This is a genomic window from Micromonospora sp. LA-10 (assembly GCF_051853095.1).
In the GTDB taxonomy this organism is placed as follows: Bacteria; Actinomycetota; Actinomycetes; order Mycobacteriales; family Micromonosporaceae; genus Micromonospora; species Micromonospora echinospora_A.
This window is the reverse complement of sequence record NZ_CP195710.1, coordinates 6,080,087-6,106,314: the sequence shown is the minus strand read 5'-3', so window position 1 is coordinate 6,106,314 and position 26,228 is coordinate 6,080,087. Positions and strand designations below refer to the sequence as shown.

The 26,228-nt window shown below is 70.6% G+C and carries 20 protein-coding genes; 11 read left to right on the top strand and 9 right to left on the bottom strand.

Going from position 1 to position 26,228, the window contains the following annotated elements:
- Position 1: 1 nt before the first annotated feature.
- Genes ACSDG8_RS28405 through ACSDG8_RS28395 form a run of 3 tightly spaced genes read left to right on the top strand, consistent with a single transcriptional unit; the run spans position 2 to position 3,424 of the window.
- Positions 2-1,546, top strand: a complete 1,545-nt coding sequence (locus ACSDG8_RS28405) for an NAD(P)-binding domain-containing protein (RefSeq protein ID WP_210891989.1) — start codon at positions 2-4, stop codon at positions 1,544-1,546.
- A complete protein-coding gene (locus ACSDG8_RS28400) occupies positions 1,536-2,969 on the top strand; it encodes a class I adenylate-forming enzyme family protein (RefSeq protein ID WP_210891987.1) in 1,434 nt (477 codons plus the stop codon). The genes ACSDG8_RS28405 and ACSDG8_RS28400 overlap by 11 nt, the downstream gene beginning before the upstream one ends.
- 38 nt (positions 2,970-3,007) lie before the next feature.
- Positions 3,008-3,424, top strand: a complete 417-nt coding sequence (locus tag ACSDG8_RS28395; RefSeq protein WP_210891985.1) for a hypothetical protein — start codon at positions 3,008-3,010, stop codon at positions 3,422-3,424.
- Between the two features lie 564 nt (positions 3,425-3,988).
- Here the strand turns inward: ACSDG8_RS28395 and ACSDG8_RS28390 are convergent.
- From ACSDG8_RS28390 to ACSDG8_RS28380, 3 genes are read right to left on the bottom strand one after another with little or no spacing between them, the layout of a single operon-like run.
- Entirely contained in the window at positions 3,989-4,453 is a 465-nt protein-coding gene (locus ACSDG8_RS28390; RefSeq protein WP_210891974.1) for a DUF3237 domain-containing protein, read from the bottom strand.
- Between the two features lie 49 nt (positions 4,454-4,502).
- Complete coding sequence (locus ACSDG8_RS28385; protein WP_210891971.1) at positions 4,503-4,970, bottom strand: MarR family winged helix-turn-helix transcriptional regulator; 468 nt, start codon at positions 4,968-4,970, stop codon at positions 4,503-4,505.
- The gene (locus ACSDG8_RS28380) at positions 4,967-6,196 is read right to left on the bottom strand and encodes a flavin-dependent oxidoreductase (protein ID WP_307856114.1); all 1,230 of its coding nucleotides are present in this window, start codon (positions 6,194-6,196) and stop codon (positions 4,967-4,969) included. The genes ACSDG8_RS28385 and ACSDG8_RS28380 overlap by 4 nt, the downstream gene beginning before the upstream one ends.
- 249 nt (positions 6,197-6,445) lie before the next feature.
- Between ACSDG8_RS28380 and ACSDG8_RS28375 the strand changes: the two genes are divergently transcribed.
- The 7 genes from ACSDG8_RS28375 to ACSDG8_RS28345 all read left to right on the top strand — a co-directional run bounded on the left by ACSDG8_RS28375 (position 6,446) and on the right by ACSDG8_RS28345 (position 15,661).
- Positions 6,446-7,420 carry an ABC transporter substrate-binding protein gene (locus ACSDG8_RS28375; RefSeq protein WP_210891967.1) on the top strand — a complete coding sequence of 325 codons (975 nt, stop codon included), beginning with the start codon at positions 6,446-6,448 and terminating at the stop codon, positions 7,418-7,420.
- 6 nt (positions 7,421-7,426) lie between these two features.
- The gene (locus ACSDG8_RS28370; protein WP_210891965.1) at positions 7,427-8,197 is read left to right on the top strand and encodes an ABC transporter permease; all 771 of its coding nucleotides are present in this window, start codon (positions 7,427-7,429) and stop codon (positions 8,195-8,197) included.
- A complete protein-coding gene (locus tag ACSDG8_RS28365) occupies positions 8,194-9,009 on the top strand; it encodes an ABC transporter permease (RefSeq protein WP_210891963.1) in 816 nt (271 codons plus the stop codon). Before ACSDG8_RS28370 ends, ACSDG8_RS28365 begins: the two co-directional genes overlap by 4 nt.
- Positions 9,002-9,814, top strand: coding sequence for an ABC transporter ATP-binding protein (locus ACSDG8_RS28360; RefSeq protein WP_210891961.1), 813 nt, complete (start codon positions 9,002-9,004; stop codon positions 9,812-9,814). Before ACSDG8_RS28365 ends, ACSDG8_RS28360 begins: the two co-directional genes overlap by 8 nt.
- A gap of 119 nt (positions 9,815-9,933) precedes the next feature.
- The gene (gene adhE / locus ACSDG8_RS28355; protein WP_210891959.1) at positions 9,934-12,513 is read left to right on the top strand and encodes a bifunctional acetaldehyde-CoA/alcohol dehydrogenase; all 2,580 of its coding nucleotides are present in this window, start codon (positions 9,934-9,936) and stop codon (positions 12,511-12,513) included.
- Positions 12,514-12,552: 39 nt separating this feature from the next.
- On the top strand, positions 12,553-13,122 hold the full coding sequence (locus ACSDG8_RS28350) for an SRPBCC family protein (protein WP_210891957.1): 570 nt from the start codon (positions 12,553-12,555) through the stop codon (positions 13,120-13,122).
- Between the two features lie 136 nt (positions 13,123-13,258).
- On the top strand, positions 13,259-15,661 hold the full coding sequence (locus ACSDG8_RS28345) for a phosphoketolase family protein (RefSeq protein WP_439427397.1): 2,403 nt from the start codon (positions 13,259-13,261) through the stop codon (positions 15,659-15,661).
- 65 nt (positions 15,662-15,726) lie between these two features.
- Here ACSDG8_RS28345 and ACSDG8_RS28340 read toward each other — a convergent pair whose 3' ends face one another.
- Both ACSDG8_RS28340 and ACSDG8_RS28335 read right to left on the bottom strand, forming a co-directional pair.
- The gene (locus ACSDG8_RS28340; RefSeq protein ID WP_210891954.1) at positions 15,727-17,691 is read right to left on the bottom strand and encodes a right-handed parallel beta-helix repeat-containing protein; all 1,965 of its coding nucleotides are present in this window, start codon (positions 17,689-17,691) and stop codon (positions 15,727-15,729) included.
- 57 nt (positions 17,692-17,748) lie between these two features.
- Entirely contained in the window at positions 17,749-19,422 is a 1,674-nt protein-coding gene (locus ACSDG8_RS28335; RefSeq protein WP_210891952.1) for a CocE/NonD family hydrolase, read from the bottom strand.
- Positions 19,423-19,502: 80 nt separating this feature from the next.
- Here ACSDG8_RS28335 and ACSDG8_RS28330 point away from each other — a divergent pair, with 80 nt between their 5' ends.
- Entirely contained in the window at positions 19,503-21,041 is a 1,539-nt protein-coding gene (locus ACSDG8_RS28330) for a glycoside hydrolase family 43 protein (RefSeq protein WP_210891950.1), read from the top strand.
- Between the two features lie 13 nt (positions 21,042-21,054).
- Here the strand turns inward: ACSDG8_RS28330 and ACSDG8_RS28325 are convergent, their stop codons facing one another.
- The 4 genes from ACSDG8_RS28325 to ACSDG8_RS28310 all read right to left on the bottom strand — a co-directional run bounded on the left by ACSDG8_RS28325 (position 21,055) and on the right by ACSDG8_RS28310 (position 26,145).
- Entirely contained in the window at positions 21,055-21,924 is an 870-nt protein-coding gene (locus tag ACSDG8_RS28325; protein WP_210891948.1) for a carbohydrate ABC transporter permease, read from the bottom strand.
- Positions 21,921-22,877, bottom strand: a complete 957-nt coding sequence (locus ACSDG8_RS28320) for a carbohydrate ABC transporter permease (protein ID WP_210892381.1) — start codon at positions 22,875-22,877, stop codon at positions 21,921-21,923. Before ACSDG8_RS28320 ends, ACSDG8_RS28325 begins: the two co-directional genes overlap by 4 nt.
- Before the next feature lie 71 nt (positions 22,878-22,948).
- Complete coding sequence (locus ACSDG8_RS28315; RefSeq protein ID WP_210891946.1) at positions 22,949-24,205, bottom strand: ABC transporter substrate-binding protein; 1,257 nt, start codon at positions 24,203-24,205, stop codon at positions 22,949-22,951.
- A gap of 413 nt (positions 24,206-24,618) precedes the next feature.
- Complete coding sequence (locus ACSDG8_RS28310; RefSeq protein WP_439427396.1) at positions 24,619-26,145, bottom strand: alpha-N-arabinofuranosidase; 1,527 nt, start codon at positions 26,143-26,145, stop codon at positions 24,619-24,621.
- Positions 26,146-26,228 lie beyond the last annotated feature (83 nt).

Below are 26,228 nucleotides of genomic sequence, written 5' to 3'. Positions count from 1 at the left end.
CATGACGGTCGACTATCTGATCATCGGAGCCGGACCGGCCGGGTTGCAGCTCGCTCACCTGCTGGAGCGCGACGGCCGCGACTACCTGGTCCTGGAGGCCGGCCCGGCGCCGGGCACGTTCTTCACCACCTACCCCCGGCACCGGCAGCTCATCTCGATCAACAAGGTCTGGACCGGATCCGACGATCCGGAGTTCAACCTGCGCGCGGACTGGAACTCGCTGCTCACCGACGATCCGGCGCTGCTGTTCAAGAACTACAGCCGGCGGTACTTCCCGGACGCCGCCGACCTGGTGCGCTACCTCGCCGACTTCGCCCGCGGCCTACGGGTCAGGTACGACACCCGGGTCACCCGGATCGCGCGCGACGGCGACCTGTTCACCGTCCAGACCGGCGACGACACCGTCACCGCCCGCCGCGTGGTCGTCGCCACCGGCGTGTCCCAGATGTACGTCCCGCCGATCGAGGGCGCCGCGCTCGCCGAGCGGTACGACACGGTCAGCGTCGACCCGGACGACTTCACCGACCAGCGCGTCCTCATCATCGGCAAGGGCAACTCGGCCTTCGAGACCGCTGACGCCCTGGTCGAGACGGCCGCCGTCATCCACGTCGCCGGCCCGCACTCGATCAAGCTGGCGTGGCAGTCGCACTACGTCGGGCACCTGCGCGCGGTGAACAACAACTTCCTCGACACGTACCAGCTCAAGTCGCAGAACGCGGTCCTCGACGGCGTCGTCGAGCGGATCGCCCGGCGCGACGACGGCGGCTACCGGATCGACTTCCGGTACGCCCGCACCGTCGAGGCGATCCGGCAGATCGACTACGACCGGGTCATCCTCTGCACCGGATTCCGGTTCGACGCGAGCATCTTCGACCCGTCCGCCCGGCCCCGGCTCGTCATCAACGACCGGTTCCCCGAGCAGACCCCGGCGTACGAGTCGGTGAACGTGCCCGGCCTCTACTTCGCCGGCACCCTCACCCAGCAGCGCGACTTCAAGCGCTCGACGAACGGGTTCATTCACGGCTTCCGGTACGGCGTGCGCGCCCTGCACCGGATCCTCGGCGCCCGCCACCACGGCACGCCGTGGCCGGCCACGCCGCTGGAGCCCACTCCGGAGGCGATCGCCGACGCGGTCATCGCCCGGATCAACCGCACCTCGGCGCTGTGGCAGCAGTTCGCCGTCCTCGGCGACGTCGTTGTCATCTCCGGCGACACCGCGCTCTACCACGAGGAGGTGCCGGTCGCGTACGTGCAGGACGGCGGCCTGGGACCGGAGCCGTTCGCGTTCGTGGTCACCCTGGAGTACGGGCCGGACCACGACCAGGTCGACCCGTTCGACGTCACGGTGCCCCGGATCGCCGAGAACGACGCCGCGCACGCGCACGACGCCAGCTACCTGCACCCGGTCGTCCGGGTGCACCGCGGCGGCCGGGTCGTCGCGACGCACCACCTCGCGGAGAACCTGGAGAACCACTGGAACCTGCCGGACGTGCACCACCAGCCGCTCGTGCTCTTCGTCAAGGGCGTGCTCTCCGATGCCGGCTGAGGTCTGGCCGCAGCCCGTACTTGACCTGCTCGCCACCGGTGACGACCGGCCCGTCTTCGAGGACGGCGACCGGACCGTCACCACGGCCCAGATGTACCGGCTGGTCCGGCGCATCGCCGCCGGGCTCCGCGCCGCGGGGGCCGGCCCCGGCGTCGGGGTGGCCCTGCGGCTCGGCGTCACCGCGGAGGCGTTCGCGGCGATCATCGCGGCGTTCGCGGTCGGCGCCCGGGTCTCCGGGATCCGCCCCGACCTGACGCCGGCCCACCGCGCCTGGCAGCTCGGCGAGAACACGCTGCTGGTCGACGACGCCCGGGTCGCCGAGCTGGCGGGCACCCCCGACGACGGCAGGCCGCTGATCGCCGCCGGACGCCCGGACGACGTCGCCCGGATCGTCTGGACCAGCGGCAGCACCGGCAGCCCGAAGGGCTGTGCGCAGACGTACGCGGCGATGAGCGCGGCCTGGGCGCCGTACCCGGATCGCTGGCCCCCGGCGATCGCCGACCTCGCCACCCGGCTGCGGCGTTACCTCGTCTTCGGGTCGCTGAGCAGCCAGGTGATGCTGGAGTACGCCATCCTCACCCTCGCCGCGGGCGGCACCCTCGTCGCGGCGCGGCCCCCGGGCTTCCCCGGCATGATCGCCCGGCACCGGGCGACCGCGAGCGTCATCACAGTGGGCAAGCTGTACCAGCTCGTGCAGGACCAGCGCGCCGATCCGGTCGACCTGAGCAGTCTGCGGGCCCTGCTGGTGTCCGGTTCCCCGCTCGCGCCGGGCCGGCTCGCCGAGGCGCTCGACGTGCTCGGCCCCGTCATCTTCCAGGGCTACGGCCAGACCGAGACCGGAATGATCACGATGGTGACGCCGGCCGAGATGCTGGCGTCCCCGGCCGCGCTCGCCTCGGTCGGCCGCCCACCAGCGGTGACCGCGCTGTCCATCCGGGACGCCGACGGCCGCCCCGCCACCGAGGGAGAACTGTTCGTCCGCACACCGGCGCAGGCCGCCGCGTACTGGAACGATCCGGCCGAGACCGCCGACGTGTTCGTCGACGGCTGGGTCCGCACCCGCGACCTGGCCCGGCTGGACGACGACGGCTACCTGCACCTGCTCGGCCGCATCCGGGACGTCATCATCGTGCACGCCAACCTGGTGTACGCCGGCCCGATCGAGCGGATTCTCGCCGCCGACCCCACAGTCGCCGAGGCGTACGTCGTCGGCCGCCCCGACGACGTCACCGGGGAGGCGGTGCACGCCTACGTGGTGCCGGCCGCCGGGCACACGCCGGATGCCGATCGGCTGCGTGCGCTGGTGGTCGGGGCACTGGGGGAAGCGTCGGCGCCGCGGACGATCCGGTGGATCGACCGGGTGCCGGTGGGGCCGAGCGGCAAGCCGGACAAGCGCGCCCTGGCGGACCTGACGCCCACATGATCTTCACCGGTGGGCCACCGGTGACCTACCATCCGTGCATGACAGTCCTCGACGCCGCCGCGCTGCGTACCCGCTCCAGCCTGCGGAGAACCGCCGTCGGGTTCGCCGCCCTGTGGTCCGTCGCCCTCGCCGCGTTCGCGGGCGTCAACATCCTGATGGGGGCGCGAAACCGGGACTACCTGTTGCAGTACGGCAGCGACGCGGGTGACCGGTTCGCGACCGGCGCCATCCTGCTGCTGTCGTGGCTCGGCATCGTCGCCGGCGTCGGCCTCGCCACGTGGATCACCACGCTGATCGTGCTGGCGCACACCCCCGAGATGCACAAGGGACTACGCACTCGCGTGCGCGTGGCATCGGCGGTGGTGCTCGTCGGCACGCCGGTCGTCACCGTCGCCGCGCTCGTCCTCGCGTACACGCTGATCGTGCCGTGGATCTACGCGGGCGTGCAGGCCTGAGGCCCGCGTCTCCGTTCACTGTCGAAGCGGTCGGACAGACGAAAGCGTTCGGGGCAGCGTCACCACCATCTCGATCTGCGCGTCCGGAATCTCCGGCACGCGCGCGTCGGACCGCGTAGCGACCGCACCTGTGGGAGCCCGTCCCCGGTCAAGACGATCGTCACCGGGTCCGCTCGCGGGAATGCCCTGGCGGTGCTGTCCCGCAACGCCCGGTGCCCGGGACATTCGCACGACACCCGCAGTGGGTCCGGGCACCGGGCGAGAGCGCCGATCAGCCGCCGGACGCCGTCGGCATCGACCGGCCAGGACCAGTCCATGTCCCACGGCTCCTCCCCGGGCGGCGGGAAGCAGTCGTGGTCGAAGCGCACGAGAAGGCCGGCCCCGCACTCCGGACAGGCCGTCAGGTCGGTCCAGCGATAGCCGATCTGGTGCCCCGCGGTGCCGTGCGGCACGCCCTGGCTGCTGATACGGACAACGATGCGCTGGTCCGACCGGCACGCGACGCAGATGCCCATTGCTACCCCACCCTCCGGTCCGGCCTCTCCACGGTAGAGCGGGGATCACCTACGTGACGCGGTAGGCGGTGTAGCGCACCCGGTCGGCCTCGCGGATCGCCGACGCCACAAACACGCACTGCTCCAGCACGGCGAGTGCGGGCACCGACGTCTCCAGTCGTACGCCGAGACGGAAGTAGTACTCGGCGGGGTCGACGGCGTCGCCGCGCAGCAACGCTTCGAGGATCTCCGGGCGGCCGCTGCGGACGCCGAACGTCCGGAGGTAGACGTGGCCGCCGTCGGCGGTGCGCGCCGAATAGCGGGTGTCGATCTCGATGGCGCCGTCGGAGCGGACCAGCTGCCAGTCGGCCCCGCCGGGGAGGATGTCGGCCTCGAACAGGCCGGTGACCCGGCCGCCGACGACCGGCACCACGCGGCGGTGGCCCGCGCGGGTCACCCCGTGGTCCTCCAGCGCGCCGAGCCGCACCTCCACCTCGAACGCGGCCTCCAGACCGGGAACCGCCGGGGCGCTCACCGGGCCCCGACCGGAAACTCGGCGCCGTGACCGGCGGGTCGGCGCGTACTCATGGGGTGTCCTTGGTGTCCGCGAGCGCGTCGCGGAGGCGTTCCAACGCGGGCACCGCGGCAGCGAGGGCCGCGCGGTCCGCCGCCGGCAGGGTGGCCGCGGCGCGGGCGACCAGGTCTCCGCTCGCGAGGTCGAAGCGGTCGAACAGGTCGAGGGCCTTCGGAGTGGCCAGAACCTCGACGTGGCGGTGGTTGCCGGGACGGGGACGACGCTCGACGAGACCGTTGCCCTCCATCGTGGTGAGCAGGTTGCTGACCGTCGAACGGCTCAGGCGAAGTCGTTCGGCCAGTTCACCCGGGCCGGACACGGTGCCCCGGGGCAGAGCCCGCACGATCTCGATCTGCGCGTCCGGGATCTCCGGCAGGTGCTCGGCGGCCCGGGCGGCGGCGAGCAGCGTGCGGCGCAGCGGTGAGATCACCGACGCCAGGCGTGCCGCGTCCAGCTCGGGCGTCTCCGGGCCGGTCACGGCAGGACGCCCGAGAAGACAGTCGGCGTCAGGGAGGCCCGTTCGTTGAGATCGGCGGGCAGGAACCCGGCCGCCTTCTTGTAGCCGGTGGCGATCTCGGTCAGTTCGTCCGGCGGGATGACGTCGTGGATGTGCGCGAAGCCGTCCGGCGCGCGCTCGCGGGCGAGCACCATCACCTGCTCCGGGCCCTGCCGCCGGTTGCTCAGCACGAGCGCGGTGGTCGCCGGCCGCCGGTCCGCCTCGTAGGCGTCGAGCGCCGCCCGGACCGTCGGCGCGGCGGCGAGGTGGAAGGCGAGGGTACGCGCGTCCAGGATCGCCTGCGACGCCCCGTTGGAGCCGTTCGGGTACATCGGGTGTGCCGCGTCTCCGAGCAACGTCGTGTTCCCGTGGGCCCACGTGTCGATCGGGTCGCGGTCCACCATGGGGTATTCGAGGATCTCGTCGGCGGCGGCCAGCAGCTCCGGCACGTCGAGCCACGGGAAACGCCAGTCCGCGAAGAGCGCGACGACCGGCGCGGGGTCGACCGTCCGGTTCCAGTCCGCGTTCGGCCCGGCGAAACCGGGGCCGCGACGCTCCGCCACGACGTTGATCAGGCCGGGACCGATCGGGTACGCGACGAACTTCTGTTCCGCGTCCCCCGCCATGATCATGGTTCGCCCGTCCAGGAATCCGGGCGCCCGGGCCGTCCCCCGCCACAGCGTCAGCCCGTTCCAGATCGGCTCGCCCTCGTCGGGCTGATGTTGCCGGCGCAGCGCGGAGTGGATGCCGTCCGCGCCGACGATCAGGTCGGCCGCGACGCTCACCTCCCCCGCTGCCGTGGCGAAGCGCGCGACGCCGTCGTGGACGCCGACGAGCCGGTGGGCGGTGCGCACCGCGTCGGCGCCCAGCCGTTCCCGCACCACGGCGAGCAGTTCCATCTGGAACCGGCCGCGGTGCACGGAAAGCTGTGGCCAGCGATATCCGGCGTCCAGCCCGCGCGGCTCGCTCCAGATCTGCTGCCCGTACCGGTTGTAGTAAGCCAGTGTGCCGGGCGCGGCGCCCAGCCTTTCCACGCGTTCCCCGACGCCCAATTCGGTCAGCTCCCGGACGGCGTGCGGGAGCAGATTGATCCCGACGCCGAGTGGGCGCAGCGCGTCGGCGCGCTCATAGACGGCGATGTCACGGAAGCCGGCCCGGTGCAGGCTGAGGGCGGTGGTGAGGCCACCGATCCCAGCGCCCACGATCACGATCGCCAAGTCGTCGCTCCCTTCGCCACCGTGCCACCAACCGCACAGTTTGGTCACAAAATCGTCGCCCGTCAAGACGTATTTTCATCGAGGTGGACCACTCCGATCGCAATGCGATTCCTCTTATCAGAATTCTTGACAATCAATCACCTCTGCATGACGCTGATCGACGCGGTCGGATGGTTCACCTCTCCTCGCCGGCCCCCACTCCTCCGGATGCACCAGCGGTTCGCACGGAAGGGCTCGTCCATGAAGAAGGTCACCGCCCTCGCTGTTCTGGCCGGCGTCGCGATCGCCCTCACCGGCTGCACGGACTCCGACGCCACCGATCCGTCCCCCGGGGCGAGCGGCGAACTGCGCAAGGTCCGCGTGGCGGCGCTACCGATCAGCGAGACCGCCGCGCTCTGGGGCGGCATCAAGGCGGGCATCTTCCGGGAGCAGGGGCTCGACGTGGAGGTGGTGCCCGCACAGGGCGGCGCCCAGGCCATCCCGGCCCTGATCAACGGCGACATCGACTTCGCCATCGGTCAGCCGTTCGGCCCGTTCCGTGCCGACCTGCAGCACCTCGGCGTGGTGATCATCGGGAACTACGCGTCGTCCTATGCCGACGGTGACGACATCAACGCCGTGGTGGCCTCGGCGAAGTCCGGCATCACCCGGCCGTCCCAGCTCGCGGGGCGAAAGGTGTCGGTGAACAGCCTGGGCGCCGCCGGCGACGTCACGATCATGGCGGCGGTCGAGAAGGACGGCGGCGACCCCGCCAAGGTCAAGTTCGTCGAGGTGGCCTTCCCGGACGCGCCCGCCCAGCTCGCCGCCGGCAACATCGACGCCGCCTGGGTGACCGAGCCGTTCATCACCCAGATGCGCAAGCGCGGCGACGTTGTCGTGGTCGCCCCGTACCAGGCCACGGTCCCCGGACTCACCACCCTGACGACGATCACGTCGAGCAAGCTGAAGGACTCCGACGCCGCGCTGGTCGCGGACTTCTCGGCGGCGATGAAGAAGACACTCACCTGGGCCAAGGATCCAGCCAACGAGAAGGATCTCCGCCAGGCCATCAAGGACAACCTCGAACTGCCGGAACCGGTGGCCGACTCCGTACGGCTCCCGGCGTTCGGGTGGGAACTCGACCGGGCCGGCCTGGAGCAACTGGCGACGCTCGCCCAGAAGTACCGCGTCCTCGACCGGCGACCCGACTTCGACCGTCTCATCCAGCAGCAGTAGCCGGCGATGCGCAAGATCCTGCTGGGCGCCGTCGGCCTGCTGGGGTTCCTCGTCGTCTGGCAACTCGTCCCGACCCTGGGGTTGGTCGACCCGCAGTACCTGCCGTACCCCACCGACGTGTTCGGACGGCTGGCCCAGGAGGTCCGCGACCTGGCGTTCTGGCGGCGGGTCCGGCTCACCATGACGTCGTGGGCGATCGGCCTGACGGTGGCGACGCTCGCGGCGGTCGCGCTGGGGACCGTGGTCGGGCTGGTGCCGTTCCTGCGTCGCGCGACGCACACGACAGTCGAGTTCCTGCGACCGGTGCCGTCGGTCGCGCTGATCCCGCTCGCCGTGCTGATGTTCGGCCTGCAGATGCGCGCCGCGCTGGTCATCATCGTCTACGCCGCGTTCTGGCAGGTGTTCGTGCAGGTGATCTACGGCGTCGCCGACGTCGACACCGTCGCGCGGGACACCGCGCGCAGTTTCGGCCTCACCCGCGCCGAGCGGCTGCGCTACCTCGTCCTGCCGACCGCTCTGCCGTACCTGATGACCGGCCTGCGCCTCGGCGCGGCCGTCGCGCTCATCCTGGCCGTCACCGCCGAGATGGTGATCGGCAACCCCGGCCTCGGGCGCATGATCGAGCTGTCCCGCTCCGCCGGGGACGCCGTCGGCCTGTACGGCCTGGTCGTGGTCACCGGGCTCCTCGGCCTGCTGGTGAACGTCGTGTTCCGCTTCGTCGAACGCCGCTCGCTGGCCTGGCACCAGTCGGTGCTCGCGGACGAGGCAGCCCGATGACCGCCCTCGGCGTGCGCAAGGCCCGCCCCCGCGGCCCGGGCGTGCGGGCCGCCGAGAACGTCCTGTTCGCGGTCGGGCTTCCGGTCCTGGCCGTGGGGCTGTGGGCCGTCTGGTCCACCCGGTCGACGAACCGGTTCCTCGTCGGCCCCCGCGCGCTCCTCGACGCGTTCCGGCAGACCTGGATCGGCCCGGCGTTCGTCGAGGACGTCCTGCCCAGCGTGTACCGGCTCCTGATCGGCCTGTTCGCGTCGATCCTGCTCGGCGTCGCCGCCGGCGTCGTCATCGGCCGGCTCCGCCCGCTACGCGAGATCCTCGAACCGCTGCTGGAGTTCTTCCGCGCGATTCCGCCGCCGGTGCTGATCCCGGTCGCGATGCTCCTGCTCGGCATCACCGACACCATGAAGGTCGTCGTCATCGTGTCCGGCGCGATCTGGCCGATCCTGCTGAACACGATCGAAGGCGTCCGGGCGACCGACAGCGTGATGCTGGAGACCGCTCGCTCGTTCCGGATCTCCCGGTGGGACCGGCTGTGGCTGCTGATCCTCCCGGCGGCGAGTCCGCGCATCATGACCGGCGTCCGGCAGGCGCTCTCGGTGGCCCTGATCCTCATGGTCATCTCGGAGATGTTCGCGTCGTCGGCCGGGCTCGGCTACCGCATCGCCTACTTCCAGCGGAACTACCTCATCGCCGAGATGTGGAGCGGCATCCTCCTGCTCGGCCTCATCGGCGTCTTCCTCGCCGTGGTCTTCGGTGTCGTCGAACGCCGCGTCCTGCGCTGGTACCACGGAATGAAGGAGGTCACCCGTGCCTGACGCGATCCCCCTGCTACGGGTCGAGCACCTGCGCAAGGTCTACCCCGCCGGCCGGGGCGAGGTCGAGGCGATCGGGGACCTCAGCTTCACCATGGATACCGGTGAGCTGCTGTGCGTGGTCGGCCCCTCGGGCTGCGGGAAGACCACGCTCCTGAAATGCCTCGCCGGACTGCTGCGGCCCACCAGCGGCCTCGTCGAGATGGAGGGCTCGCCGGTGACCGGGCCGAGCCCGGCGATGGCGGTGGTCTTCCAGGAGTACGGCCGCAGCCTCTACCCGTGGCTGACCGTCCGCGGCAACGTGGAGCTTCCGCTTCGCCACAAGCGACTCTCCCGCGCCGAACGCGCCCGGTTGGTCGCCGACGCCCTCGACGCGGTCGGGCTGCCGCAGTCGGCGCGCAGCCACCCGTGGCAGCTCTCCGGCGGGATGCAGCAACGGGTGGCCATCGCCCGCGCCATCGCGTACCAGCCGGACGTGCTGATCATGGACGAGCCGTTCGCCGCGGTGGACGCCCAGACCCGCGCGGACCTGGAGGACCTCGTACGCCGGCTGCACCTGACCCGCGGGATCTCCACAGTCTTCGTGACGCACGACATCGACGAGTCCGTGTACCTGGGCCAGCGTGTGCTCGTCCTGTCGAACTCACCGACCCGGGTCCAGGAGGACCTGGTGATCGACCTCCCCCGGGAACGCGACCAGCTCACCACCCGCGCGTTGCCCCGGTTCACCGAACTGCGGACCCACGTCTACGAGCAGATCCAGCGGGCCAAGCGCGGACCGGCCGAGGCGCCCCAGCCGACGTCCTGACGGTGCCCCGCTGGTGCCCCGGCCCGGCGTGCAGGCGCGGGCCGGTGGTCCCGCCCGCACGGGTCCACCGGCCGTGCCGGCATCGATCGTCGCGGATCTACGGTCGAGGTGACGGACCGATGGAGGGCGGAAACATGATCGGCACCCTGGTGGAGAACGGTCTCACGGCGTTGGCCGCCTACGACTCCTACGGCCAGGAACAGATCGACGCGATCGTGAAGAAGGCGTCGGTGGCCGCGCTCGGCCGGCACGCCGAACTCGCGATGCTGGCGGTCGAGGAGACCGGCCGCGGCGTGTTCGAGGACAAGGCGGTGAAGAACATCTTCGCCTGCGAGCACGTCACCAACCACATGGCCGACGTCCGCACGGTCGGCGTGATCGCTCAGGACGACATCACGGGCATCACCCAGATCGCCGAGCCGGTCGGGGTGGTGGCCGCGGTGACGCCCGTGACGAACCCGACCTCGACCACCGTCTTCAAGGCGCTGCTGGCCCTCAAGACCCGCAACCCGGTCATCTTCGCCTTCCACCCGGCGGCGCAACGTTGCAGCCGGGAGGCGGCCCGCACGGTCCGCGACGCCGCCGTCGCCGCCGGCGCGCCGGAGCACTGCATCCAGTGGATCGACGAACCGTCGGTGGCCGCGACGAACGAGCTGATGCGGCATCCCGACGTCTCGATGGTCCTGGCGACCGGCGGCAACGCCATGGTCCGGGCCGCGTACTCCACCGGCAAACCGGCGCTCGGCGTCGGCGCCGGCAACGTCCCCGCGTACATCGAGGCATCGGCCGACGTGGCCCGCGCCGTGAACGACGTGGTGCTGTCCAAGTCCTTCGACAACGGCATGATCTGCGCCTCCGAGCAGGCCGTCATCATCGACGACGCGATCCGGCCGGCGGCCCTCGCCGAGTTCCGGCGACTGCACGCCCACATCGCGACGCCGGAGGAGAAGTCGCTGCTGGAGAAGCTGCTCTTCGGCTCCGGGAAGCTCAACCCGGACGTGGTCGGACAGCCGGTGACCTGGATCGCCGAACACGCCGGTTTTCCGGTCGCCCCGGCCACCTCGATCATCCTGGTCCCGGTCGACCGGGTCGGCCCGGACGAGCCGCTGACCCGGGAAAAGCTCTGCCCGGTGCTCGCCCTGCTGCCCGCCACCGGTCACGACCAGGCCTTCGAGTACGCCGAGCAGATGGTCGAACTCGACGGGCTGGGCCACAGCGCCGTCATCCACACGCGCGACGCCGACCTGGCCGAGGCGTACGGCCGCCGGGTCAAGGTCGTCCGGATCATCTGGAACGCACCGGCCTCGCAGGGCGGCATCGGCGACATGTACAACGCCTTCCTGCCGTCGCTGACGCTGGGCTGCGGAAGCTACGGCCACAACTCGGTGTCGCACAACGTCACGGCGGTCGACCTCATCAACATCAAGCGGGTCGCCCGGCGTACCAACAACCTCCAATGGTTCAAGGTTCCGCCGAAGATCTACTTCGAGCCGAACGCGATCCGCTACCTCGCCGACATGCCCGACGTGCACCGGGTCACCGTGGTGACCGACCACACCATGACCAGGCTGGGGTACGTGGACCGCGTGCTGTCCGTGCTGCACCGCCGCCGCGAGCAGGTGGCCCTGCAGATCATCGACGACGTCGAGCCGGAACCGAGCGTACGCACCGTCGACCGCGGCGCGGAGCTCATGCGCTCGTTCCGCCCGGACACCATCGTCGCGCTCGGCGGGGGTTCGGCGATGGACGCCGCCAAGGTGATGTGGCTGCGCTACGAGCACCCCGAAGTGGTCTTCGCCGATCTGCGAGAGAAGTTCTTCGACATCCGCAAACGCGCCTTCAAGTTCCCCGCCCTCGGCGCGCTGGCGCAGCTCGTCTGCATCCCGACCACCTCCGGCACCGGAGCCGAGGTCACCCCGTTCGCGGTCATCACCGACACCGAGTCCGGCAAGAAGTACCCGCTCGCCGACTACGCGCTCACGCCGAGCGTGGCGATCGTCGACCCGGTCCTGGCCGCCGACCTGCCGGCGGTGGTCACCGCGGACAGCGGCTTCGACGCGCTCACCCACGCGATCGAGTCGTACGTGTCCGTCTATGCCAACGACTTCACCGACGGTCTGGCCCTGCACGCCGTCCGGCTCATCTTCGGCAACCTCGCCCGGGCCGTCCACCAGGGCGCCGCGGACCCGGTGGCCCGCGAGAAGATGCACAACGCCGCGACGATCGCCGGCATGGCGTTCGGCAGCGCCTTCCTCGGCATCGTGCACGCCATGTCGCACACCCTGGGGGCCACCTTCCACGTCGCGCACGGGCGCACCAACGCGATCCTGCTCCCGCACGTCATCCGGTACAACGGCACCGTGCCGGGCAAGCTCACCGGTTGGCCCAAGTACGAGACGTACCAGGCGCCGCAACGCTTCGCCGACATCGCCCGTACCCTCGGGCTCCCCGCGGCGACCGACGCGGAAGCGGTCGAAGCGCTGGCCACGGCGATCGAGCGCCTGCGCGACGAGGTCGGCATCGAGCCGTCGTTCGCGGCCGTCGGCGTGGACGAGCGGGCCTTCCTCGCGGCGCTGCCGCAACAGGCGCTGAACGCGTACGAGGACCAGTGCGCGCCGGCCAACCCCCGGATGCCGATGCTCGGCGACATGCAGGAACTGATGCGCGCCGCCTACTACGGATCGACGGCCGCCGGCTGACCCGCCGGTGACCGCCGCCTCGCTCAGGAGGGAGAGGTCATGAAGGGAACAGTGCTCCAACGGCCCGGACGGTGGCTCACCTGGGGAGCCACCGCGATCGAGGTGGACGCGGCGCTGCCCGGTGACGAGTTCCTCGCCGATCCGGACGTCGTCTCCACCCGGGCGGTCACCATCGACGCGCCGCCCGAGGCGGTCTGGCCGTGGCTCGTGCAGATGGGCAGCGGTCGCGGTGGCGCCTACACCTACGACTGGATCGAGAACCTGTTCGGGCTCGACATGCACAGCGCCGACGCGATCCTGCCGCAGTTCCAGCAACTCGCCGGCGGCGACGAACTCCCCCTCGGCAAGAACGGGCCCGCCATGCGTGTCGAGATCCTCGACCCGCGCCGGACGCTGGTGTTCCGGTCCGCCGACGGCGCCTGGGTGTGGGGCTTCCACCTGCGACCGGACGGCGCGGGCACCCGGCTGATCAGCCGCAACCGGATCTCCCTGGCGGGGCGTACGGAACCGGCCCGGGCCGCGTACCGAGTGGTGATGGAACCGGGCAGCCTGGTCATGGAACGCCGGATGCTGCTGGGCATCAAGCAACGCGCCGAAGGGACGTCATGAGCCTGCCCGACCGGCGCGTGGCAGTCGCCATCGAGGGCCGAAGGTCCCGCGTCTTGCGGCCTGCGGCCCCCGGTGGACGAGCCCGCCTGGGCCTAACCTGGGTCCAGACAAGACGAGATCAGTGAAAGGAAGCACGGTGACCGCGGTCGAATCCGAAATCCGTACGCTCGCCGAACTCGACGACACCGAACTCGCCGGTCTGGACGCGTGGTGGCGGGCGAACAACTACCTGACCATCGGGCAGATCTACCTGCAGGGCAACCCACTGCTGCGCGAGCCCCTGTCGGCCGAGCACATCAAGCCGCGCCTGCTCGGCCACTGGGGAACGAGTCCCGGCCTGTCGCTGATCTACGCGCACGTCTCCCGGCTGATCCGGCACACCGGCCAGCAGGCGATCTACCTGGCCGGTCCCGGTCACGGTGGGCCGGCACTGGTGGCCGCCGGCTATCTGGAGGGCGCCTACAGCGAGATCTACCCGGACGTCAGCCAGGACGAGGCCGGGATGCTGCGCCTGTTCCGGCAGTTCTCCAGCCCGGGCGGCATCCCGTCGCACGTGTCGGTGACCACCCCGGGCTCCATTCACGAGGGTGGTGAGCTGGGTTACGTCCTGGTCCACGCCTTCGGCGCGGTGATGGACAACCCGGACCTGCTGGCCATCGCGGTGGTGGGCGACGGTGAGGCCGAGACCGGGCCCCTCGAAGGTTCCTGGAAGGGCGTGTCCTTCCTCAACCCCGAACGCGACGGCGCGGTCCTGCCGATCCTGCACCTCAACGACGCCAAGATCTCCGGACCCACCGTGCTGGGGCGCAAGGACCCCGAGGAGGTGCGCCACCTGCTGCGCGGCCACGGCTACGACGTCATCGAGGTCGAGGGCTCCGACCTGCCCGGCATGCACCACCGCTTCGCCGCCGCCCTCGCCACCGCCTGGACGAGGATCCGCGACATCCAGACCGCCGCCCGTGACGGCTCCTGGGACGGCGCCCGCCCGACCTGGCCGCTGATCATCCTGCGGTCGCCGAAGGGCTGGACCGGCCCGGACTCCGTCGACGGGATCACCGTCACCGGAACGTGGCGGTCGCATCAGGTGCCGCTGTCCGGCGTCAAGGACAACCCGGAGCACCTCGCGCTGCTCGAGCGCTGGCTCAAGTCGTACCGTCCGGAGGAGCTGTTCGATTCCACCGGCGCGCCGGTGGAACTGATCCGGGACCAGGCTCCCGACGGTGATCTGCGGATGAGCGCCACCCCGCACGCCAACGGCGGGCTGCTGACCCGGGACCTGGACCTGCCGGACTTCCGGTCCTACGCGATCGACGTGCCCCGGCCGGCGCAGCAGCGGGCCGAGTCGACGCGCAAGCTGGGCGAGATGATCCGCGACATCTACACCCGCAACGCCGACCGGTTCCGGTTGTTCTGTCCGGACGAGACCAACAGCAACCGCCTCGGCAGCGTCTTCGACGTCTCCGACCGCGCCTTCATGGAGCGGGTGACGCCGGAGGACGTGGCGATCAGCCGCGACGGCCGGGTCATGGAGGTGCTCAGCGAGCACAACTGCCACGGCTGGCTGGAGGGCTACAACCTGACCGGCCGGCACGGCATGTTCGCCACCTACGAGGCGTTCGCCATGGTCAGCGCCTCCCAGACCGTGCAGCACGGCAAGTGGTTGCAGGAGGCCAAGCACCTGCCGTGGCGCGCGAAGGTGCCGAGCCTCAACGTGCTGCTCACCTCGACGGCGTGGCGCAACGACCACAACGGCTTCTCCCACCAGGGGCCGGGCCTGATCCAGGTGGTGCTCACCCAGCGGGGCGACGTCGCCCGGGTCTACCTGCCGCCGGACGCCAACACCCTGCTGTCGGTGGCCGACCACTGCTTCCGGTCGCGGTCGTACATCAACCTGATCGTCATCGACAAGCAGCCGCAGTTGCAGTACCTGTCCATGGACGAGGCGATCGAGCACTGCGCCCGCGGCGCGGGAATCTGGGAGTGGGCCGGCACCGACGACGGCACCAGCGACCCCGATATCGTCCTCGCCTGCGCCGGTGACGTCGTCACCATGGAGACGGTCGCGGCGGCGCAGATCCTGCGCGACCGGCTGCCCGGTCTCAAGGTCCGCGTCGTCAACGTGGTCAACCTGATGACCCTGGTCCGGCCGAAGGACCACCCGCACGGCATGAGCGAGACCCTGTTCACCGAGCTGTTCACCGACGACGTCGACGTGGTCTTCTCCTTCCACGGCTACCCGGGCGCGATCCACCAGCTCGTACACGGCCGCCCGGACGCGGACCGGTTCCGCGTGCGCGGCTTCATCGAGCAGGGCACGACCACCACCCCGTTCGACATGACGGTGCGCAACAAGGCATCGCGGTACCACCTCGTGATGGACGCCATCAACAACGCCAAGCGCCTTCCGCGCGGCGCGGCGGAGCTCAAGGAGTGGTGCCGCAGCCAGCTCGACCGCCACGAGACGTACGTGGTGGAGCACCTGGAGGACATGCCCGAGGTTCGCGACTGGGCCCTCGGCGACTGGGCCGCACGCGGCTGAGGTCGACGGAGACGGTGGCGCCGGCCGGCGTCACCGTCTCCTTCCGCGTATGCGCGGGTCCGTCGTCAGAACACGCGCGTCCGGCGCGTCCCGGACGCGAGGCCCGCGATCGGGCCGACCGCGCCGTCGTGTCCAGGTTGCCGGCGCTCTCCCACCAGGTCGACGTCCATGACGGCCGGGCTGCCGTCCGGCTCCTCGAACTCCGCGTCGGCGCACCGGACCCGTTCCAGGTCCCGGCCGGTGACCACGCCGACGCGAGCCTCGTCGAACGCCTCGGGCAGATCGGTGACGAGCCAGACCGCATCGCCCTCGGCGACGACCGTCGCCGTCGCGGCGCCCAGTACCCGTGGCTCGCGTTCACCCGCGAACGGCCGCGCCGCCGCGGCGTAGGCGTTCGCCCGGGCGTACACGGGTTGTTTCACGTCGAGGTACTTCTGCTGGTCGCTGGGCGGCTGCTCGCCGAGGCGGGTCAGGTACTCCGCGAACGACGCGGGATGGCCGTCGTATCCGGCGGTGCCGCCCAGCGGTGACCCCTGACCCTCCGCGCCCGTCCCGTAGGCCGCGCCCGGGTCGCCGCCCAGGAAGAGGTTCCCCACGTGCCTGTCGTCGCCGCCGTAGATCACCGCGTAGCCGGCGACCTGGGTGCTGTGCGGCAGGTGGTACGGCGTGGCGCGGTCCAGCACCGGCTCCAGCCGCAGCGTGCCGCAGATCAGGTTGTTGACGAAGGCGCCGCCCTGGCTGAACAGCTCCAGCGCGGCGGGTGAGCCGAAGACGTTGTGTTCGACCAGGTAGGGGCCGTGGCTGACCTCGACGAAGAGGTCCCGGCAGTTGTCGTGGTAGACGTTGCGGGAAAGCCGCGTGCCCTGCGCCTGCCAGTCCAGCCAGGTGCCGAGCGAGCAGCCGTGAATGCGGTTGTGCCGGATCACCACGTCGATGGCGGCGTGCAGCTTGATGCCGGCGATCTCGTACCCGTAGAACTCGCGCTTCACGCCGATGCCGTGGATGTGGTTGTCCTCGATCGTGGAGAACGCGCATCCGAGGTGACCCACTATCGCGTTCTGGCCGCAGTCGTAGATCGTGTTGCGGCGGATCACGTGCGAGCCGATGTGCTCGCGGTCCCACCCGATCTGGCGGGCCGCGAAGACCGACTCCAACTGGTACTGGTAGCCCGGCTTGTCGCCGCGCAGCGCCGAGAAGTTCTGCCCGGTGGAGCCCTCCTTCCCGATCGAGATCGCCGAGCACTTGGCGTCATGGATCACGTTGTCCTCGATGACCCACCCCTTCGCCCAGCCGGGCCCGATCAGCCCCGGCTGGTCGGCGGTCGGCGGCGCCCACGGGCTGGCCGCGTGCGCCATCTCGAAGCCGCGGACGGTGATGTAGTCCAGGTGCGGCTGCTCCGGGTGGAACACGCTGCGGCGTACGTTGATCTCCACCAGTTCCGTGTTCGGGTCGGCGCCCTGGAAGTTGGCCCAGATCGTCGTCTGCTCACCGACCTCGGCGTACCAGACGAGCCGGGTCTGGTCGGGATTGCCGACCGGGTGGGTCAACCCGGTCCAGTCGTCGACGACCTCGGTGCGCCGGGGCGGGTCGTCGACCTCCGCCCGGGTCGCCACCTCGAAGAAGCTCAGGCCGTTGAGGTAGACGTCGCCGAGGTGCCGGCGTGGCGCGCCGCCGGGGTAGACGATCCAGTCACCGGTCACCTCCTGGGCGAACGGGTTGAACGAGCCGAACAGCGCGTTGTCGACTGTTGCCCGCCACACCGTTCCGCCGTCGGGCTCCCAGCCCGTGACGCGTTCCGATCCTTTGATCACCACGTGCTCGCCGGGCGCCGCCTCGTAGGTGATGCGGCGGGAGTCGCTGAGGCCGCCGTGGCGTGGCTTCACCCACTCGCGGTACTCCCCCGCGTGCACCACCACCGTGTCACCGGGCTGCGCGACGCCGGCCGCCCGGTTGATCGTCCGGAACGGCCGTTCGGCGCAGCCGTCGGCGTGGTCCGAACCGCTTGTCGCCACATGGAACACCGATGCCATCCGGGGAGCCCTCCTTGTCGGTTGTTCTTCGGCCCAGCGACGGGCGTCCGCGGCCGTTCACGTCCACACCGGCAGGTCGATCGCGGACGGGTGGGCGCCGCCGTGGGAGATCTCCTGCTCCGCCCGCACGGTGGTGGCGGCGGTGGCGGCCGGTTCTCCGGTGCCGGGGTTTCGGGCGTAGCGCGGATGCGCTCCGGAGCTGACCTGCACGGCGACGCGGTGGCCGGCGGCGAAGCTGTGGAACGCCGGCCACAGCGGCACGTCCAGCTCGACGAAACCGTCCTCGTCGGGCTGCGGGTCGGTGTCCGCGGCGCCGACGCCGCCGATACGGCGGATGCCGTCGCTCACGCTCATCGAGCGGCCGTCGGGGTGCACGTCGCAGATCCGCACGAACACGTCCGCGCTGGCCGCCGTCGAGCGGAACCGGACACGGGCGGTCGGCTCCCCGGCGACGACGATCGGGTGGGCCAGCGGTGGGCTGCGGAAGACGGCCACGTCCGCGCGGCGTTCGTGGGCGCTGTTGTCGACCGGCCCCGGGGCCGGGCCCATGCCGGGGCCGCCGAGCGCGGGTGTGGGCCGGTCGGGATCGTATGTGTAGCGGGTGCTGCCCGCGCCGGGGACGGCCGGGTCGAGCAGCCCTGACGGGTGCAGGTGCCACCGCTGCGCAGCGGTGCCCGGCGGCGGCCACGCGGGTAGGTCCCGCCACTGCTCCGCGCCGGTGAGGAAGGCCCGCACCGGCGCCGGCCGGGTCGTGGGCGCGTCCGCGAAGTGTTCCTTGAGGAACGCGATCGACTCGGCGAGAAACGGGCTCTGCGCACTGCTGTGGCCCCACGGTCCGATGGTCAGCCGGGGCGGACGACCGGCCGCGGCGAGCTGGGCGTAGTTGCGCAGCTGCCAGGGCAGGAAGATGTCGTACCAGCCGGTGGCCATGTACACGGGCGCGGTGACGTCGGGCACCGACGCGGTGTGCGACTGCCGGGTCCAGTAGTCGTCGGTGAGCTTCTCGTGGGCCAGCCAGTCCTGGTACCAGCTGATCGGGTGGCCCGCCACCGCGGTGTCGCCGCGGGACAGCGGCAGCACGTCGAAGGCCGCCGCCAGTTCCCGGTCCGGCCGCCGCGCGAGCCGGGCCCGGACCAGGGCGCCGCGCAGGCCCCGCAGGTCCATCAGACGTGACCAGCCGAGCGAGCCCTCCAGCGAGAAGGCGCCGTTGGTCCAGGTGATCGGGCCGAAGTCGGCCATCGTGACGTTCAGGCACAGGGCGTCCGGGGCGTTGCCGGGGTCGTCACGGCACATCCGTCCGGCCACTGCCCACTGGGTGTAGCCGAGGTAGCTCTCCCCGTACGTCGCGACGGCGCCGGTGCACCACGGCTGGCGGCGTACCCACCGGTGGGTGGCCATGCCGTCGCGCTGCTCGTCGAGCTGGGGCCGGAAGTTGCCACCGGAGCCGCCGGTACCGCGGCAGCTCTGCGCCAGCACCGTGAACCCCGCGCCGGCCAGCGCCGGCGCGTGGGTGAGCGAGCCGTGCCGGCCGTACGGCGAGCGCACGACGATCGTGGGCAACGGCGGTTCCACCGCGCCGGACGGCTGGTAGAGGTCCGCGACCAGTTCCACGCCATCGTCCATCGGCACGCGCAGCCCGCGCCGCACGGTGAAGGTGTACGGGGGCTCCGTGGCCGCCTCGCGACGGGCGCGCCGGAGCCGGCCGGGCCGTAGGCGGCCAAGAACTGTCATCGCTCACCCTCAGCTTGCCCGAGGCGGTTCACGGCATCGACACTCATGGCGGTGTCGTGCCCGTACGAGAAGGAGCGGAAATGGAACCGGAGCCTGCGTACGGCGAGTCCCCCGGCCACCGCAACCCGATCCTCCCGGGCTTCTGGCCCGATCCGAGCATCTGCCGCGCCGGTGACGACTACTACGTCGTGTGCTCCAGCTTCGAGTACACGCCCGGCGTGCCGATCTTCCACAGTCGTGACCTGGTCGGCTGGCGCCAGATCGGCAACGTGCTCGATCGCGCCGGTCAGCTTCCGCTGCCCGCCGACACGCTGGCGTCGCGGGGCATCTACGCGCCGACGATCCGCCACCACGACGGCCGGTTCTGGGTCGTCACGACGAACGTCACGCTCGGCCGGCACCTGATCGTGACGGCGACCGATCCGGCCGGACCGTGGTCGGATCCGGTCTACGTCGACCTGCCGCACGTGGACCCGTCGCTGGCCTGGGACGACGACGGGAACTGCTGGATGACGGTGTCCGGGGTCGAGTCGTACCGGATCGACCCGCGTACCGGAGAGGTCTTCGAAGGGCCGGTGCCGATGTGGTCGGGGACGGGTGGCCAGTACCCGGAGGCGCCGCACCTGTACCGGGTCGGCGACTGGTGGTACCTGCTCGTCTCGGAGGGCGGCACGCACACCGGTCACGCGGTGAGCGTCGCCCGCGCGCGCTCGCCGCGCGGGCCGTTTCAGCCCGGGCCAGCCAATCCGATCCTGACGCATCGAGGCACCGACCGGCCGGTGCAGGCGACCGGGCACGCCGACATGGTCGAGGCCGCCGACGGCAGCTGGTGGATGGTGTTGCTGGGCATCCGGGCCCGGGGCCAGTGGCCGCCCTACCACGTGCTGGGGCGGGAGACGTTCCTGGTGCCGGTGCGCTGGGTCGACGGGTGGCCGGTGGTCGATCCGGTGTCGTCCGAGACCGGTCCGGCAGCGACGAGCCGCTGGGACGACCGGGACGACTTCGACGGCGACCGGCTGGGGCCACAGTGGATCTCGCCCCGGGAGCGGCCGGCCTCGGCGTGGTCGTTGACCGACCGGCCCGGCTGGCTGACCCTGCGCGCGACAGGCGACAGCCTGGACCGCAGTGGCGCCACAGTCGTCGGCCGCCGCCAGCAGCACCATGACTGCCGGGTCAGCGTCCGCGTCGATCCCGGCTCCGGCCGGTCCGGCCTGACGATCCGGATCGACGAGGCCCACCACTACGAGCTGGAACTCGCGCGGGGGCAGGCCCGGGTCATCGGCCGGGTCGGGCCGTTTCGGCAGGTGTTCGGCGAGTGCCCGGTGCCCGCGGGGGCGGTGACAGTGGCAGTGAGCACGCGGACCGCCGACGTGCTGCCCCCGACTGTCACCTCGTCCGACGCGCCGGCGCAGGCGGGCCACGTGGGCGTCATGGCAGCCGGGAGCGACACGATCAGCTTCGAGGTCGAGACCGCGGACGGCTGGTCGTGTCTGGCGGAACTCGACGGGCGCTATCTGTCCACCGAGGTCGCTTCCGGGTTCACCGGCCGCGTCATCGGCATGTACGTCACCGAGGGGACCGCCGGCTTCGACTGGTTCGACTACCGGTCGGCCGGATGACAGGGCCGGCACCTCATCCCTTGAACGCGCCTTCCATGATTCCCTGCACCAGGCGACGCCCGACGAAGACGAACAACACCAGCAGCGGAATGGTGGCCAGGAAGGAGCCGGACATGGCCAGGCCCAGGTCGATGTCCCGGTTCTGCTGCAGGGCCTTGATGGCGATCTGGACGGTGTAGTTCTCCGGCGACTTCAACACGATGAACGGCCACAGGAAGTCGTTCCACGCGTAGACGAACGTGAACAGGCCCAGCACGTACGCCGCCGGGCGGACCAGCGGGAAGGCGATCCGCCAGAAGATCTGCCAGGTGGTCGCGCCGTCGACGCGCGCGGCGTGCATCAGCTCGTCGTCGATGGTGCTGCCGATGTGCTGGCGCATCCAGAAGATGCCGAACGCGCTGACCAGGCCGGGGACGATCACCGCCTGGAGGCTGTCCACCCAGTTCAGCTGGGACATGATCAGGTACTGCGGTACCACCGCCAGCTGCGCCGGCACCGTCATGGTCAGCACGACGATGAGGAACAGCGTGTTGCGGCCGGGAAAGGACAGTTTCGCGAAGGCGAAGCCGGCCAGCGCGCAGAGCACGGCCTGGCCGACGGCGACGGTGGTGGCCACGATGAGGCTGTTGAGCAGGGACTGCACGAACGGCACGATGCTGAAGACCAGCTCCGCCAGGTGCAGGAAGTTGCCGCCGGGTGTGATCGTCGGCGGGAGGGTCGTCGCGGTGGCGGCGTCCGTCGTCGCCACCACGAACATCCAGTAGAGCGGGAAGACGCTGACGAGCGCCACGAGGGTGAGCAGCGCGTACACCGTGATCGAGACGCGGTTGGCGTGGCGCCGCCGGGCCCGCGTGGGCGCGGCGGTCGAGGGTCCGGGCTTCATGGGCGCTCCGAGCGGACGCGGGTGGCCAGCAGGTAGTTGATTCCGGAGAAGGCGACCACGATGACGAAGAGCGCGACGCCGACGGCCGCGCCGTAGCCGAAGTGGAACTGCCCGAAGGACTGCTCGTAGAGGTAGAGGGTAACGGTCTGGCACTGCCGTGCCGCCCCGCACGTGAGCCCGCCCACCGGGTTGGCCAGCAGCGGCTCGGTGAAGACCTGTAGACCGCCGATGGTCGACGTCACCACGGTGAATGCGATGATCGGCCGCAACGACGGGATGCTGATGTGCAGGAACTGTCGCCAGCCGTTGGCGCCGTCGGCGGCGGCGGCCTCGTACAGCTCGCGGGGAACCGCCTGGAGCGCGGCGAGATACAGCAGCGTGTTGTATCCGGTCCAGCGCCAGGCGATCATCGTGGCGATCATGATGTGGCTGCCCCACAGCGAGGCTGTGAAGTCGATGTGCTCGAAGCCCAGCAGCCCGAGGAACCAGTTGATCATGCCGTAGTCACGGTCGAACATCTGGGCGAAGACGATCGTCGTGGCCGCCACCGAGGTGACGTAGGGAACGAGCACCGACATCCGGAACAGACCGGCCAGCCGCAGCCGCGCATGGTTGAGCAGATGCGCCAGGCCGAGCGCCAGCAGCAACTGCGGCACCGTCGAGAGCACCCAGATGCTGAACGTGTTCCGCAGCGCGCCCCAGAAGCGCGGATCCTGCAGGAGTTCGGAAAAGTTGTCCAGCCCCACGAAACGGTGCTCGCCGATGGGGTCCCAGTCGAACAGCGAGATGTAGAAGGTGAACAGCAACGGGAAGAGGCCGAAGATCAGGAACAGCACGAAGAACGGCGAGATGTACGCGTACGGCGCCAGGAACTCCCGTACGCCCTGCTGGATCCGCCGGTTGCGACCGGGCCTCCGCCGGACGTCCGGCGGGATCGGTGCCGGGCCGAGCATGGTGGTCAAAGCGTCACCTTCCCGATGGGCGGCGGCCGGGACGTACCCGGCCGCCGCGCATCAGCCCTCCGTCATTCGCGTACGGCGTTCTTGACATTCTTGAGCGCCGTGTCCCAGGCGTTGGCCGGGTTCACCTTGCCCTGCTCGACGCTGGTGAGCGTGTTGAGGAACTCGGTGCCGATCGGGCCGTCCTGCGGACCGAAGTAGAAGGGCTTGATCCCCACCACCGACTGGGTGTAGATCTTGCCGATCGGCGCGTTGCTGAAGAACGGGTCGGTCTTTCCGACCAACTGGGGGTCCGTGTAGACCGAGGGCGTGGTGGGCAGCGATCCCTGCAGCAGGAAGTGGTCGAGCTGGCCCTTCGGCGACTGCATCTCGGAGATGTAGTTCCACGCCGCCTTCGCGTTCTTGGCGCGTTTGGGAATGGCGAGGAAGCTGCCGCCCCAGTTCCCCGAGGCACCGGGAATGGTGGCGATGTCCCACTTGCCGTTCGTCTCGGGGGCGTTCGTCTTCATCTGGCTGAGCATCCAGGACGGTGAGCACACCACCGCGTAGTCGCCCTTCTTCATGGCCGCGGTCCAGCCGGACGAGAACGATCCCTGCTTGGCGGAGATGCCCGCCGAGAACGCCTTCAGCGTCACGTCGAACGCCGCCTTGACCTGCTCGTTGTCGTAGTCCAGCTTGCGGTCGGCGCTGTAGTAGCGCTGACTGCCCTGGTTGACCGCCTGGAAGAAGACGCTGGTCGGCGTGTTGTCCACGAACGGTTTGCCGGTCTTGTCGACGTACTTCTTACCGACGTTGATGAACTCGTCCCACGTCGGCCAGAGCTTGGAGACCTCGTCCCGGTCGGTGGGCAGGCCGGCCGCCTTGAACAGATCCGTACGGTAGGCGACCGCCAGACCGCCGACGTCGGTCGGTACACCGATGATCTTGTTGTCCTTGGTCGTCGCCTGCGCCATCACCCAGTCGAGGTAGTTGCCCTTGATGTCGCCGGCGCCCAGGGTGGTGAGGTCGACGAAGTTGTCCGGGGACTGCATGAACTTCGGCAGGTCGTCGGCCTGGATCAGCACCAGGTCGGGCACCTTGCCACCGGCCAGCGCGGCGGTGAGCGCCTGCGCGGTCTCGGTCGTGCTGCCCACCTCGGTGAGCTTGATGCGCACATCCGGGTGCGCCTTGGTGTAGACGTCGACGTCGGCCTTCTGGTTGATGTTGGCAAACGACCAGAACTCGAAGGTCTTCGAGTCGGATTCGCCGTCTGAACCGCCACAGCCGCCGAGGAGCAGCGCGGCGGTGGCGATGATGGCTACGGTGCTCCGGACGCGTTTCAACGGCCCTCCATACGGTGATCGTGCGGCGGCGGCGGGTGCCCGCGGCGAATCAGGGCGATGGTTCTACTCACCGACGGGTCAACGGTGATCCCGTCGCCGGTGAGTTCGTCGTCTCCGAAACTTATCGAGATATTTACATGCCATGATTGCGTGCGCTGAGGCTACTAACTGCCCCGGCATCCGTCAACGACCCCGCTGCCAGCACGAGCGCCGGTCAGCGAGGAACCGTTCCGACCGGCACAGCGCCGAAAATTTTCGGAGCGAGCAGCGCACCAGGGGGCGAGTTCGATAGACCGGGGTCACTGAGTGGCCTGCTCACCCGCTCCCGGGCAGCACGCCGGCGAGGTCCGGCAGCACTGGGCCGCCCGCGGTGACCGCGTTCGGTCAGCGCGCGCAGGTCCGGTGTTCGGCGGTCAGGCGAGGTCCAGCGCCACCGTGACGTACGCGTGCGGGGGAAGCTCGACCTCCAGGCCGCGCGGGTGGTCCGCGACCCCGTCGTGCTCGCGGGGCGCGACGCCAGTGGTCGACGGCGTGTTGTGCGCGTCGAGCGCGTCGGCGGTCAGGACGGTGGCCCGGTGGGCTGTCACGTCCCGGCCGCGCAGGTCGAGGACGACAGTCGCCGGACGCCGCGCGTCGAGATTCGACAGCGAGACCAGCGCCGTGTCGCCGCGCGTCGAGGCGGACGCCGAGAGCGTCGCCAGGCTCTCGCCCGCCACCTCGCGCACCGGGACCTCGTCCTTGAACGTCACCGCGAGCGACGCCGCGTCATGGTGGGCCCGGTTCATCGCGAACACGTGGTACGACGGCGTGAGCACCAGCGCGCCCGTCTCCGGGTCGGTGAGAATCATGGCCTGGAGCACGTTCACCGTCTGCGCGATGTTCGCCATCACGACGCGCGCCGCGTGGCGCTGGAACGTGTCGAAGTGCACGGCGGCGACCAGCGCGTCCCGCAGCGTGTTCTGCTGGTAGAGGAAGCCGGGGTTGGTGCCCGGCTCCACGTCCCACCAGGTGCCCCACTCGTCCACGACGAGGCCGACCTTGCGCTGCGGGTCCCAGCGGTCCATGACCGCCTCGTGGCGCGAGACCAGCTCCTCGATGCGGGTCGCGTTGCGCAGCGCGAGGTACCACTCCTCCTCGTCGAAGCCGGTGGCCGCGCCCTTCGACGACCAGCCCCGGGTCATCGTGTAGTAGTGCAGCGAGACGGCCTGGAACGGCCAGGCGCGGGAGTCCGGCGCCGCCAGGTCGTCGAAGGAACGCATCAGCGTCTCGGTCCAGTGGTAGTCGTCGCTGTTCGCGCCCGCGGCGATCCGGTAGACCGTGTTGTCGCCGTGGTCGCGGACGTAGGTGGCGTACTGGCGGGCCAGCGAGGCGAACTGCTCGACGCGCAGGTGGCCGCCGCAGCCCCACGCCTCGTTGCCCAGTCCCCAGAACGGGACCCGCCAGGGATCGTCGCGCCCGTTATCCCGCCGCAGGGCGGCCATCGGAGAGTCGTCGCCGCGGGTCAGGTACTCGACCCACTCGGACATCTCCCGTACGCTGCCCGAGCCGACGTTGCCGGAGACGTACGGGTCCGCGCCCAGCAGCTCGCACAGCGCCATGAACTCGTGCGTGCCGAAGGCGTTGTCCTCGACCACGTCGCCCCAGTGCGAGTTCACCATGCGGGGGCGTAGCTCGCGCGGGCCGATCCCGTCGCGCCAGTGGTAGTCGTCGGCGAAGCAACCGCCCGGCCAGCGCAGGTTCGGGATGCCGATGCCGCGCAGCGCCTCCACCACGTCGAGGCGCATCCCGCCCTCGTTCGGGATCGCGGAGCCTTCCCCCACCCAGAAGCCGCCGTAGACGCAGCGTCCCAGGTGCTCGGCGAAGTGCCCGTAGACGTGGCGGGAGATGGTGGGGCCGGTCAGGTCGAGGTCAATGACGGCGGTGACGGTCGAGGCGGTCATGGTCGTCCTTGGGGGAAGCGGCCTGAGGGGTGCGACGGGGCGGCCGGCGGCTGTGCCGACCGGGGAACGAGGCTCGCGCCGTG